11 protein-coding genes, 1 other RNA gene and 1 pseudogene are annotated in these 13,024 nt (G+C 57.9%); 4 read left to right on the forward strand and 9 right to left on the reverse strand.

Features of this window, described 5'->3' with window-relative positions; all coding sequences use genetic code 11:
• Positions 1-70 precede the first annotated feature (70 nt).
• Positions 71-1,630, forward strand: a complete 1,560-nt coding sequence (locus tag DAI21_RS21490) for an EAL domain-containing protein (RefSeq protein WP_107704132.1) — start codon at positions 71-73, stop codon at positions 1,628-1,630.
• Between the two features lie 29 nt (positions 1,631-1,659).
• Here the strand turns inward: DAI21_RS21490 and DAI21_RS21495 are convergent, their stop codons facing one another.
• The 4 genes from DAI21_RS21495 to DAI21_RS21510 form a co-directional block, all read right to left on the reverse strand.
• Positions 1,660-2,013 (reverse strand): DUF1428 domain-containing protein, encoded by a 354-nt coding sequence (locus tag DAI21_RS21495; RefSeq protein ID WP_102104278.1) that lies wholly within the window; start codon positions 2,011-2,013, stop codon positions 1,660-1,662.
• A gap of 62 nt (positions 2,014-2,075) precedes the next feature.
• Positions 2,076-5,162 carry a beta-galactosidase gene (locus tag DAI21_RS21500; RefSeq protein WP_107704133.1) on the reverse strand — a complete coding sequence of 1,029 codons (3,087 nt, stop codon included), beginning with the start codon at positions 5,160-5,162 and terminating at the stop codon, positions 2,076-2,078.
• A 104-nt stretch (positions 5,163-5,266) separates the two neighbouring features.
• The gene (locus DAI21_RS21505) at positions 5,267-6,334 is read right to left on the reverse strand and encodes a LacI family DNA-binding transcriptional regulator (protein WP_107704134.1); all 1,068 of its coding nucleotides are present in this window, start codon (positions 6,332-6,334) and stop codon (positions 5,267-5,269) included.
• A gap of 75 nt (positions 6,335-6,409) precedes the next feature.
• Entirely contained in the window at positions 6,410-7,021 is a 612-nt protein-coding gene (locus DAI21_RS21510) for a YitT family protein (RefSeq protein WP_107704135.1), read from the reverse strand.
• An 84-nt stretch (positions 7,022-7,105) separates the two neighbouring features.
• Here DAI21_RS21510 and DAI21_RS21515 point away from each other — a divergent pair.
• Positions 7,106-8,526: pseudogene (locus DAI21_RS21515) on the forward strand (PLP-dependent aminotransferase family protein).
• Positions 8,527-8,589: 63 nt separating this feature from the next.
• Here DAI21_RS21515 and DAI21_RS21520 read toward each other — a convergent pair.
• From DAI21_RS21520 to ffs, 3 genes are all read right to left on the reverse strand, one after another.
• Positions 8,590-8,805, reverse strand: coding sequence for a hypothetical protein (locus DAI21_RS21520; RefSeq protein ID WP_014069144.1), 216 nt, complete (start codon positions 8,803-8,805; stop codon positions 8,590-8,592).
• Positions 8,802-9,053 (reverse strand): hypothetical protein, encoded by a 252-nt coding sequence (locus DAI21_RS21525; protein ID WP_107704136.1) that lies wholly within the window; start codon positions 9,051-9,053, stop codon positions 8,802-8,804. Before DAI21_RS21525 ends, DAI21_RS21520 begins: the two co-directional genes overlap by 4 nt.
• A 245-nt stretch (positions 9,054-9,298) precedes the next feature.
• Positions 9,299-9,395, reverse strand: an RNA gene (gene ffs, locus DAI21_RS21530) — signal recognition particle sRNA small type.
• A 240-nt stretch (positions 9,396-9,635) separates the two neighbouring features.
• Here ffs and DAI21_RS21535 point away from each other — a divergent pair.
• Positions 9,636-9,947: an MGMT family protein gene (locus DAI21_RS21535; RefSeq protein ID WP_107704137.1), complete on the forward strand. Its 312-nt coding sequence runs from the start codon at positions 9,636-9,638 to the stop codon at positions 9,945-9,947.
• A 36-nt stretch (positions 9,948-9,983) separates the two neighbouring features.
• Here DAI21_RS21535 and DAI21_RS21540 read toward each other — a convergent pair whose 3' ends face one another.
• Positions 9,984-10,553: a YbaY family lipoprotein gene (locus DAI21_RS21540; RefSeq protein WP_100777390.1), complete on the reverse strand. Its 570-nt coding sequence runs from the start codon at positions 10,551-10,553 to the stop codon at positions 9,984-9,986.
• 205 nt (positions 10,554-10,758) lie between these two features.
• On the opposite strand from DAI21_RS21540, the gene tesB reads away from it, so the two are divergent.
• Entirely contained in the window at positions 10,759-11,619 is an 861-nt protein-coding gene (gene tesB, locus DAI21_RS21545) for an acyl-CoA thioesterase II (RefSeq protein WP_107704138.1), read from the forward strand.
• 104 nt (positions 11,620-11,723) lie between these two features.
• Here tesB and amtB read toward each other — a convergent pair whose 3' ends face one another.
• Positions 11,724-13,010, reverse strand: coding sequence for an ammonium transporter AmtB (gene amtB / locus DAI21_RS21550; protein ID WP_100777392.1), 1,287 nt, complete (start codon positions 13,008-13,010; stop codon positions 11,724-11,726).
• Positions 13,011-13,024 lie beyond the last annotated feature (14 nt).

A 13,024-nucleotide genomic window follows, 5' to 3' on the forward strand; every position in this document is an offset into this window, starting at 1 on the left:
CTCTGCCGCATACTATAAGATTATTATTCAGCGGTAATGTAAATCAGCGGCTCAGAAAGGAAACCCTAGCATGACAACTCGCCAACTGGTCAGTCTGGTGACTGGTGTTCTGATCTTTGCCGTGCTGATCCCCATTTGTCTGAGCGTCTGGATGGCGCACCGCCAGGCAGAAGAGAATTTCGTCGAAGCGCTGGACCGGTACTCCTCACGCGTCTTACTTCGTGCAGATAAAGTCGTAAGCCAGGGAAAAACCGCCTTAAAACAGCTCCAGCCCCTGCAAAGCACGCCCTGCAGTCACGAACATCTCCTCGACATGCGCCGCGTGGCGTTCTCCCTGCGTTACGTCCAGGAAGTGATGTACGTCGTCGACCAAAAGCCGATCTGCTCGTCGCTTGAACAGGTCAGCAACTCCGTACCTTTTCCTGCGCCTGTGCGCACCACCGCCGATGGCTATCGCGCCTGGCTGACGACGCAAAACGATCTGGACGTTAATCGTTTCATGCTGATGCTGGGAAAAGGCCACTACATGGTGGTGATTGACCCGTCATCCCTGATTGACGTTATTCCCTTTGGTTCCTGGCCGATTGATGCCGCGCTGGTCGGCGAAGACAGTAATCGGGTGTTCGCCAGCAGCAACCCGCTGGACCCACTGATCTGGAAAAAGCTCCATACGCAGAATCTCACGCGTCTCCAGCATGATGGCTTCATGTATGTGGTCAAAGAGGTACCGGAATTGCGCTACGCCGTGGTCGCCTGGGCCTCCCTGAAACCGTTAAAAGCGAGCTGGCACCAGCAGCTGCTTTTCTGGTTCCCGTTTGGTGCGCTCATCAGTTTACTGGCCGCCGCGTTTATCCTGCGCATGTTGCGCCGTTTGCAGTCGCCACGCTATCGCCTGTTGGATGCGATCAACGCCCGCGAACTGGTGGTGCATTATCAGCCCATTGTGGCGCTGGATACGGGTAAGATTACCGGCGCAGAAGCCCTGGTCCGCTGGCCGCAGCCGGACGGCAGTATGCTGTCGCCGAACATCTTTATTCCGCTGGCCGAACAGACCGGATTAACCTCCAGACTTACCCGCCTGGTGTTCGAGAAAGTGTTTGAAGATATGGGCGAATGGCTGCGCCACAATCCGGATCAGCATATTTCGATCAACCTCTCTCCCGCCGATCTGTTTTGCACTGAATTGCCGCCCTTGCTTAGCCGCCTGCTGAACCACTGGCAGATCACACCGCAGCAGATTGCCCTTGAACTGACCGAGCGCGGATTTGCCGATCCGAAGGTGAGCGCGCCCGCGATTGCCAGCTTCCGACGCTCAGGCCACCCGATTCATATCGACGATTTTGGCACCGGCTACTCCAGCCTCAGCTATCTGCAGGATCTGGACGTGGACATCCTGAAAATTGACAAGTCGTTCGTGGACGCACTGGAGTACAAAAACGTCACGCCACACATTATCGAAATGGCTAAATCGCTGAAGCTGGCGATGGTCGCCGAAGGGATTGAAACAGAAGGACAGCTTGAGTGGCTGCGCCGTCACGGCGTGCAGTACGGACAGGGCTGGTTGTACAGCAAGGCCTTGCCAAAAATTGAGTTCATACTGTGGGCAGAGAATAACCTCGATCCAGAGTAATGCCCGGCGAGCCTCGCCGGGCGCACGGATTACTCATCCAGCAGCGGCGCAAATCCGCCGTAGATCATCCTTTTACCGTCAAAGGGCATCGACTCGCCGAACTCTTTCATGCGCGGGTCGGCCATCATCTGCTGGTTCGCCTTATCGCGAACCTCTTTTGACGGATATTCAATCCAGCTAAAGACGACCTCTTCGCCCTCTTCCGCTTTCACCGCCATGCGAAAATCGGTGAGCTTTCCATCGGGAACATCGTCAGCCCAGCACTCCACGATCCGTGTCGCGCCAAATTCTTTAAACAGCGGGGCCGCTTTTGCTGCCATCTCGCGATAAGCCTCCTTATTTTCCGCGGGAACAGCGACCACAAAACCATCAACATACTTCATGAGTCAAACCTCCGAAGTGATCATGCGGCCACCTGGTGTGGCCGCCTCTGACGGATTTAAGTTTAGTCCTGTCGCCAGCTAAACGCGTAACGCAGTGAACGGTCTGCGAGGATAAACTCCGGCGAAACGCTCGGACTCCACGAGTCATCCCCGCCCACGCCCATATGGAATGCGTCGAGAGACAGCCAGCAGCCCGGCTCCTCGATCAGCAGATGATGATGCGTGGTGTCGCGCAGCTGCTGCTGACTGTAGCGGCTGAGCGTAAAGTGGAAATGGCCCTGCAACTGGTGTGCGCCAAATGTCAGCTCGCGGGTATCGCAGCGCAGGCCGTTTTCCGTCGGGAAGATATAGGGCGTGTGCAGCGCCTCCAGCGGCAGCGTCCAGCGCCCCTGTCGCGCCGCCAGTTTTCGGTCCGGGTAGTTCTCATTCGGCCCGAGCCCCAGCCAGCTTACGGACGCCGACGCCTCTGCCAGCTGGCAGCTCAGGCCAATGCGCGCCGGTTGTGGAATATCACTTGCCACCTGAATCTGCACATCACCTTGCAGCACCCCGTGGCTGTCAATGGTCCAGACTTTCCGGCTAATGAACAGCGTTTTGCCGTTAAACTCCCAGGCATGAAGCGTGGTAATCGCCACCTCCTGCGCACGCTGCTCGCCTTCGCACTGCAACACGCGCGGCGCGAGGTTATACATTCCCGCCGCTTTCCAGCGTTCCACCCAGGCATTCGGATCGATGCGCGTCGCTTCGCTGACGCCAATATCGTTATCCAGCGGCGCCCGGGTAAAGTTGTCGATGAGCGACGAGCGCAGTGTTTGCGCACCGCGGTTCCACCACTGGACCAGATTTCCGCTGGCGCGATCGAAATGCCAGCGTTGATCCAGGTGGCTCACTTCCAGCACTTCGTCGTTAACCGTCAGCTGCGGTTTTACCTGTCCGGCAACCGGCACTGACACAGACAACGGCGCAGGCAGCGGGAATTGATCCCAGGCGCAGCGATGATTAGCGGGCGACCAGCGGGTTGCTGCGGTCTGAAAAACGTCGAGATTCAGCCAGACTTCGCCCGGCGCAGCGGCCAGTTCAGGCAAAGTCATTTCAATGCGCTGGGTGCCTTGCGGCGCAACGGACAGCGGCACCTCTCCGCTCGCCATCTCGTCGCCGTCACGCATAATGCACCAGTGCAGGGATTCATTATCGCTGTGGCGGAACAGGTAATCGCTGTGCACATCTACCACCAGCGGCGAAGAGCTCACCAGCGTGAAAGTGAAAAATTGCTGGGCGCGCTGAGCTTCAAACAGCGCCGGATGCGGCGTGCGATCCGGGAACACCAGCCCGTTCAGGCAAAACTGACGATCATTCGGCGTATCGCCAAAATCACCGCCGTAGGCCCAGAACGCCTGGCCATTTTCGTCTTTTTTGGTTAACGCCTGATCCACCCAGTCCCAGACGAAGCCGCCCTGCAGGCGCGGATGGCTGCGGAATGCCTGCCAGTATTTGGCAAACCCGCCAAAGCTGTTGCCCATCGCGTGGGCGTACTCGCAGAGGATCAGCGGACGCGTTTCGTCCGGCATCCCGATCCACTTTTTAATCGACCATTTTGGCACCGCCGGGAACGGCTGATCCTGATCGACGCGGGCGTACATCGGGCAGACGATATCCGTCGCGGCGGTATTTGCCCCGCCGCCCTCATACTGGACTGGACGCGTCGGATCGGTGGTTTTGATCCAGCGATAGAGCGCATCGTGATTGGCGCCGTGGCCGGACTCATTGCCCAGCGACCAGAGGATGATCGACGGATGATTGCGGTCGCGCTGCACCATGCGCGTGACGCGCTCGCTCATGGCAGGTAGCCAGCGCGGATCGTCCGCCAGACGGCTCATCGGCACCATGCCGTGGGTTTCAATATTCGCTTCGTCCACCACATACAGGCCGTAGCGGTCGCACAGGCGATACCACAGCGGATGGTTAGGGTAATGGGAGCAGCGCACGGCGTTAAAGTTATGCTGCTTCATCAGCTCGATATCGCGGCGCATGGTCGCTTCATCCATCACCTGGCCGTTTTCGGGATGGTGCTCGTGGCGGTTCACCCCACGGATCAGCAGCGGCTGACCGTTGACTTTCAGCAGGCCATTGCTGATCTCCACGCGGCGGAAACCGACATCGCAGGCCTCCACTTCCAGCAGATTTCCCTGCCCGTCACGCAGAACGAGCGTCAGACGATAAAGCGCAGGCGTTTCCGCACTCCACAGCGCCGGGCGATCCACCGGCAGAGTGACATGTAAACGCTCGGCCCAGTTACCGCGCTCATCAACAATCGCAGAGCCTGGTCGGGCAGTCGTCGTCGCGACCGGTTCATCATCCTGCCAGAGCGTCAGCACCACTTCGCTGTCGGCCACTGCCTCGCCGCCGAGGGCCACTTCCACCTGCAATTTTGCGCGATCGTAATCCGCATTCAGTTCGGTGACGTAGTGGTAATCGGCAATGTGAGTGGCCGGTTTATGCTGGAGCGACACGTCGCGGAAAATCCCGCTCATCCGCCACATATCCTGGTCTTCCAGATAACTCCCGTCGCACCAGCGCAACACCAGCACCGCCAGGCGGTTACTGCCGGGTTTCAGTACAGGCGTGAGATCGAACTCCGCCGGCAGGCGGCTGTCCTGGGAATACCCCACCCACTCGCCGTTGCACCAGAGATAAAACGCCGAATTGACACCGTCAAAAACGATGCGCGTTTGTCCGCTCTTAAGCCACTCTTCATCCACCTCAAATGTGAGCGAGTAACAACCTGTCGGGTTCTCGGCGGGCACAAACGGGGGATTGACGATGATCGGGTAGGTGACGTTGGTGTAGATCGGCGTATCAACGCCCTGCATCTGCCAGTTTGACGGCACCGGCGTGGTGATAGCCTCTGCACACTCTTCTGTTATCCAGTGCTCAGGAACCTGCTCTGGCGCCGTGAAAAAGCGGAACTGCCAGTCGCCGTTCAGTAACCGCTTGTGCGAAGGTGGCTGCTCATCGCGAGCCTGCGTTTCATCGCGCCAGCTGTGAAACGGCGCGTGGGCATCCAGCCGATGCCATTGAGTGACGCCGGGGTTTTCCCAGTCGCGACGAGCTAAAACAGAATGCAGAGAGTGCGGGGATGCGACAGACATAATGACCTCTTTTGCGAAGCGCTCACAATTCAAGTCACAATGCCCTGGTGAGAGAAATCGGTAAAGGATCTGACCACGGCAAAGCGAGCCAGATCACAAAAGGATCAGTGCCGCGCCAGTTGCTCAGCCAATAGCACCAGGGATTTCAGCTGCTGTGCCAGCGCTTCGCGATCGGCCTGATCGGGCGCGTGACGGGCGCTGGAGTGGCGCTCCACCAGCGTGACAGGAAGCTGCGTTTGCCAGAGTTCATCCGTTGATCCGGAAAGGAGCCACTCGACGCTGCGCTCGCCGGCCACGCGAAACGCCTGGCGAATGGTGGTCAGCGGCGGGGAGAACCAGGCGCTGTCAGCGGTATCATCAAATCCCACCACCGACATCTGCCCCGGTACGGCTATCCCTTTTTCAGCACAGGCGCGCATCACGCCGAGGGCCATCTGATCGTTCGCCACCAGAATGGCATCAGGAAGAGCGCTACCCGCCAGTAGCTGATGACCTTTTTCATACCCTGACGCCGCGCTCCAGTCGCCATGGGCCATCGCGCACGGAACCAGATTGTCCTGCGCCAGCCGCGCCTGCCAGCCCGCGAGACGCGCGCGCGACGAGACGGAACTCTCTGGCCCGCTGAGCAAGGCAATGCGTCGGTGCCCAAGCGACAGCAGGTGCTCAGCGCCAAGCTTAGCGCCCTGCTCCGCATCAAAGGCCAGGCGATGAACTTTGGCTTCAGGGGAGACGTCGAAGAATAACACTGGCACCGGTGCGGCAAGCTGGCGAATCTGTTCGGCGAGAGGATCGTCGAGGGGAACGTTGACCAGCAAGCCTTCCACGCGCTGGGCCAGTAACTCCTGGAGTGCCGCCTGGCACCGCTCAGGATGCTCAACCATCGAAATCAGCACGCTTGCGCCGCACTCACCCGCGCGGGATTTTACCGCAGAGGCGATTTGCGAGGGCGCATGCAGCGCCAGGTCGGTGGTAATCAGCCCCAGCGTGCGGGTGCGTTTTCCGGCCAATTGCTGCGCACCGCGATTGGGGACGTAGTGCAGTTCAGCCATCGCCTGCTGCACCTTTTCACGGGTCCTTGCGGAGACGTGCTCCGCGTCGTTTATTACGCGGGAGACCGTCTGATAGGAAACGCCCGCCAGGCGGGCAACGTCATAGAGAGTGATGGCTTTCATGCTTTCCGTATCGTAGCGAGAGATGCCGGTATTCTGGCACAGCGCGGCGGGTAAAGCATGTGAGCGCTTCGCAGTTTAAACAATTCGTTCCGGCTCTGGCACCAGCGTCACCTGCGGCTTCTGACGAAACCACGGCAGGCAGATCTGGATCAGCGGGCCGATAGCCAGCGCGTACAGGACCGTGCCCACGCCAAAGGTTCCGCCGAGCACGCAACCAATCAGCAACACCGACACTTCAATCGCCGTACGCACGCTGCGCACAGACCAGCCCGTGCGGGCGTTAATGCCGGTCATCAGGCCGTCGCGCGGGCCGGAGCCAAAGCCTGCGCCGATGTACATTCCGGTCGCCAGCGCATTGACCACCACGGCGGAGATGAGCAGCGCGCTGCGCGCCACCAGCGAACTCATCTCCGGGAGCAGCGACAGGGACGCATCGGCCGCCAGACCAATCACAATGACGTTACTGATAGTGCCGAGGCCAGGGCGCTGACGCAGTGGGATCCAGAACAGCAGCACCAGCGCACCGGTCAAAATCATTACCGTGCCGATGTCCATCGCCAGCATGCGGGCGACGCCCAGATGGAACACGTTCCACGGATCGGCACCGAGATCGGCGCGGACAAACATCGCCGTAGAAAGCCCGTAAAATCCCAGTCCGACGTAAAGTTGCAGTAAGCGACGCAGCATGATGGTTCTCCAGAAAGTTATGCTTTCATCCTGGCTGAAAATGGCTCTATGATTAATATCCAGTTTTCAAATAGTGGACTGCTTATGTCATCTCGTCGCTTCGGTAGCCAGTCGCTGGTGCGCCTCTTAGGCCACTGGCAACAGCCCTCCTCCCGCACGCCTTTATGGCGACAACTGGCGGACGCCCTGCGCCTGTTGATTCTCGATGGCCGACTGGCCCTCGATACGCGCCTGCCCGGTGAACGCGAACTGGCTACGGTGCTCAACGTGAGCCGCACGACGATTGCCAGCGCGCTGGCACACCTGCGCGACGCCGGGTATCTGGAGAGCCGCCACGGCAGCGGCTCCCGCATTATTCTGCCGGACAGCCACGCCGTCCCGACGCGAGCGGCCATCAGCACTGCGCTGGACCTCTCAACCGCCGCGCTCAGCGCCGGGCCGGAAATTCACCAGGCTTATACCCACGCGCTCACCGCCATGACCCAACATCTCTCACACACGGGTTATGACCAGCTGGGCTTACCGGAGCTGCGCGAAACCATCGCCGCACGTTATTCCTCGCGCGGGCTGCCGACGCGGGCAGACGAAATCATGGTGGTCAACGGTGCGGTCAGCGGCCTGGCGCTGGTGCTGCGCATGTTGACCGGGCCAGGCGATCGGGTGGTGGTGGATCATCCCACTTACCCGCTGGCGATTGCGGCAATCCAGGGCGCGTCCTGTCGTCCTGTTGGCGTGGCGCTGCCGGAATCGGGCTGGGATACGGATGGCTTTGCCGCGACGCTGGCGCAAACCGCGCCGCGACTGGCGTACCTGATGCCGGATTTCCATAATCCCACCGGGCGCTGCATGGACATCGCCACGCGCCAGACCATCACCGATATCGCCGCACAAACCCGCACCACGCTGGTGGTGGATGAGACCATGGTTGACCTGTGGTTTGATGCGCCTCCCCCGCCGCCGCTGGCGGCATTTAACCCGCAGGCCAACGTCATTACCCTCGGTTCGGCGGGCAAAAGTTTCTGGGGGGATTACGCCTGGGCTGGATCCGCGCCTCGTCGCGCACTATTGCCACGCTGGCCCAGACGCGCGATACGCTCGATCTTGGATCGCCGTTGCTGGAGCAGCTGGCCACCCTGTGGCTGATTGAGCACGCCGCCACTTTCCTGCCCGCAAGACGGCAGATGCTGACAGAACGCCGCGATCGCTGCAGCGCGTTAATGCGCGAGCATTTTCCGAAATGGCGTTTTCACGAGCCAGAGGGCGGGCTGTCTTATTGGGTGGAACTGCCGGGGATGGTCGCCACGCAGCTCGGCGCGCGGGCGGAGACGCTGGGAATTCATCTCGGCACCGGCACACGCTTTGGGCTTTCCGGGGCGTTTGACCGCTATCTGCGTGTGCCTTTCTCAATGGATTCGGCGCAGCTGGAAAACGCGCTACTGCGAATTAAACCGCTGTGGAACTCGCTGAACAGAAGTGAACGTTATTTAAAACGTGGCGTAATATAACCAGCGGGAAATAAAAACTGCTGGCTGCACTAGATGCAGTCAGCAGTTTTCACAGGTTTGTCATCAGTGCTGAGGAGGAATCGGAAAACCTTTCAGAGAAATAACGAAATTTTCTCCTTCTTTCTTTATTTTCGCGCCCGTATCACACCAGTCAGACGCAATGCGAAAGAACTCATCACTTCCTACATTCCAGCCAAGACGTACGTGTTTTACGTAGCCTGAACGAAGCAGATCGCAGGCCTCTTTGTAGTCGTTGGCAGTAGACAGTTGTTGTTTCATTTTCTCTTCTTCAGAAGTTTGCGTAGACCTTTGATTTCTTTAGGAGTAAAAGGAGTCACACTCTCTTCTTCCGTATGCTGATTATCAATATCCTCTTCCGTTACTCCCGCCTCTTCCACTGCCTCAAACGCCAGCAGCAGCAGTTTTTCTGTCGTCACGCTTAAATTCTCGTTATTCGCTTCGGCATAATGACGAAGTCTCTCTTTTAGCGCTTCATCAATTTTTACGTTTAAGACTGCAGTGCCCATGTTTATCACTTCCCTTCGGAATAAGTTATTTAATTTAATACACGAAGTTACCGGGGCAATCCACTGATATATTTTTTGCTTATGACGGATTAAAAACACCCCGACATTAATTTGCCAGTCTATTATTACAGGTTTATGACAATATTATTTCATTGCAATGAAGGATATATTACATAACCCCTTTATATTCATGGGCAATATTTTTGAAGGGGGAAATTTTTCAGGGAGGCAGAAATGGGTGGGGGCCCTGCCAGCTACATCCCGGCACACACGTCATCTGCCTTGGCTGCTTCCTTCCGGATCTGACCTGGTAAACAGAGTAGTGTTGCGGGAGAACCAACAGAGCCCCCATTGAGAGCGTTGTTACCCAACGCGCTGGCGCATTATCCCTGCACAGGATCGCAATTGCAAGTTAACCGCGACCGGATGATGGTTTATTGCGCAAACTGTGGAATTTATCCAAGATTATGCCCATCCCCGCATGAAATCTGCGCTGGACTGCGCGATTATGCCTGTCTACATTAGACCCGAACTTCCCGCCCTTGTTCCGGAAGAATCGATGACCCTACCAAAGGAGCGCCCATGGATGAACATGACTCTTTCCCCCAACGGGTCTGGCAAATTGTGGCCTCGATTCCGGAAGGGTATGTCACCACCTATGGTGATATCGCCAGGCTTGCCGGTTCCCCGCGCGCGGCGCGTCAGGTCGGCGGCGTGCTGAAACGTCTGCCGGAAGGGAGTACGCTGCCCTGGTATCGGGTGGTAAATCGACAGGGCGAAATTTCACTGACCGGGCCGGATTTGCAGCGTCAGCGCCAGGCATTGCTGTCTGAAGGTGTACAGGTGTCAGGAAAAGGGAAGATTGATATGCAGAAGTATCGCTGGGTGTATTAACTGCCCTCCCCGCGAAGGAGAGGGCAAAGGTCAGACTTAGTACTGTGTCGGTGCAGGCACGGCAGAAGACGGGTTAACCTGCGTTGGCGACGTTGACGGAACCGTCGTCGCGGCACCGCCGCCCTGCTGTAACGGCACGGCAGTCTGCTGAACCGGAACCAGCGTCAGGTCAGCTTTGGTTCCGCCCTGGTTGATCACCGGCTGTACCGTATCGGTAATGAACACCAGTTTGTCGTTCACGGTAATCGCTGCGCTCAGCAGGATACGCGCGTTCGGCTGGATTTCTGCCGGGTTAAACGGCAGCACAAAGCTGAACGGTGACTGTTTCCCTTCGGTACGTACCGCTTTCTGCGACAGCACTTTAGACGGCGCATCTGCCAGAGAAGCATCTGACAGGGTCACCGTTAATACGGCGTCCGGTGGCAGGGCCACTTTCTGGCGGATCCACACCGTACCGGAAACGTTAGGTTGCTGCATGGTTGGCTGTGTCGTCGCTCCAGCGGCATTTGGGTTTGGCGCTGGCGTCTGGATGTCGGCACTTTTATCCGCACAGGCAGACAGAGCAACCGCTACCGCTAAACCACTAAGCATGTGCACGAGTTTCATTGAGTTCTCCTTATCTTCAATGCACCAGCGGGATCGATCCCGCCAAGAGTCGTTAGCAAATACATAACGTGACTAAGTGTGGCACATATCACTTATATATGCCTGGTTTCAGCCGCTTATTCAGATTATTGCACCCATCGGACCACTCTCCTTTTTACGTTATAATCATCCTATCTTTCGCCACGGCGTTTTATTGAGGACGACTATGAGTCAAGCACTGAACAATCTGCTGACATTACTGAATCTGGAAAAAATTGAAGAAGGACTCTTTCGCGGGCAGAGCGAAGACCTTGGCTTACGCCAGGTTTTCGGCGGTCAGGTGGTGGGACAGGCGCTGTATGCCGCCAAAGAGACCGTGCCTGCAGACCGTCTGGTGCACTCTTTTCACAGCTATTTTTTACGTCCTGGCGACAGCGCAAAACCGATAATCTATGACGTCGAAGTGCTGCGTGACGGCAACAGTTTTAGCGCCCGCCGCGTCGCGGCCATCCAGAATGGCAAACCGATTTTTTATATGACGGCGTCATTCCAGGCACCGGAAAGCGGCTATGAGCATCAAAAAACGATGCCGCCTGCCCCGGCACCGGACGAACTGAAATCGGAAACGGACATTGCCCGGGCGCTGGCGCATCTGTTACCGCCGCAGGTGAAAGAGAAATTCCTGTGCGATAAACCGCTGGAAATCCGCCCGGTCGAGTTCCATAACCCGATGAAAGGCCATATCGCCGAGCCAAAACGTCAGGTGTGGATCCGCGCCAACGGTGCAATGCCGCAGGATCTTCGCGTTCACCAGTATCTTCTGGGCTATGCGTCTGATTTCAACTTCCTGCCGGTGGCGCTGCAGCCGCACGGCGTGGGCTTCCTCGAAAAAGGGATGCAGGTCGCGACCATCGACCACTCCATGTGGTTCCATCGTCCGTTCGACATGAACGAATGGCTGCTGTACAGCGTGGAAAGCACGTCGGCGTCGAGCGCGCGCGGGTTTGTTCGCGGTGAGTTCTATACGCAGGAGGGCGTACTGGTTGCCTCTACGGTGCAGGAAGGGGTAATGCGAAACCGGGGTTAATCTGAGCCCACACCTCGCCCCTCTTCTCGTGACGGACCGTGACTGAGGGAAAAAATAAAGCCTCCCATCGGGAGGCTTTTTGCTACAGGAGAAACACAATCTGCTCAGGCGTTGTACGCATTCTCGCCGTGGCTGTTCACATCCAGCCCTTCGCGCTCTTGCTCTTCCGGTACACGCAGGCCAACGGTCATGTCCGCCAGTTTGTAGCCGATGAAGGCCACAACACCCGACCAGACGATAGTGATGGCGATACTTTCCAGCTGAACCAGCAGCTGATGGCCCATGGTCACGCCTTCTGCGTAGCCTACGCCACCGAGGGACGTCGCGGCGAAGATACCGGTCATGATGCAGCCAACGATACCGCACACGCCGTGCACACCGAACACATCACAAGGATCATCGACACGCAGAACGCGTTTCAGCGCCGTTACGCCCCACAGACCCGCCAGACCGGCGACGATACCAATCAGCAGCGCGCCGCCGACACCGACATAACCACACGCCGGGGTGATGCCAACCAGACCGGCAATCGCACCGGAACAGGCGCCCAGCAGGGATGGTTTACCGCGTACCACCCACTCACCAAACACCCAGGAGAGGATTGCGCCTGCGGTGGCTACCACGGTGTTCACAAAGGCCAGCGCAGCGATTTCGTTTGCAGCACTTGCTGAACCGGCGTTGAAACCGAACCAGCCAAAATAGAGGATTGCCGTACCGGTGAAGACCATCGGCAGGTTGTGCGGTTTAAACGCCTCTTTGCCAAAGCCCACACGCTTGCCAATCAGGTATGCCCCGACCAGTCCTGCAACCGCAGCGTTAATATGCACCACCGTGCCGCCTGCGAAGTCCAGCGCACCGTGAGACGCCAACAGACCGCCGCCCCAGACCATGTGCGCAATCGGCACATAAGAGAGCGTCAGCCACACCACCACGAAGATCAGCACGGCGGAGAAACGAATACGTTCTGCCAGCGCGCCGACGATCAGGCCGACGGTGATACAGGCGAATGAACCCTGGAACGCCACGTGGATGTACTGATAGAAGCTCCCCATCAGGGCAGTCAGCTGGATATTTTTCAGCATCGCCCAGTTGAAGTTGCCGAAGAAGGCGTTGCCTTCGCCGAAGGCCAGCGAGTAGCCGTAAACCACCCACAGGACGCAGACCAGCGCGAAAGTCACTGCGACCTGCGTCAGCATGGACAGCACGTTCTTACCGCGGATCAGACCGCCGTAAAACAGCGCGATGCCCGGAATTGTCATGAACAGCACCAGCGCGGTGCAGATCATCATAAAGGCGTTATCCGCCTTGTCGGCTACCGCAGGAGCCGCCATCGCCAGGCCCGGCAGCAGTGCCAGAGACCCCAGAGCTGTTTTGATTGTTGCTTTCTTCATTTTCTCGATCCCTA

It is taken from the genome of Lelliottia sp. WB101, assembly GCF_003051885.1.
Classification (GTDB): domain Bacteria; phylum Pseudomonadota; class Gammaproteobacteria; order Enterobacterales; family Enterobacteriaceae; genus Enterobacter; species Enterobacter nimipressuralis.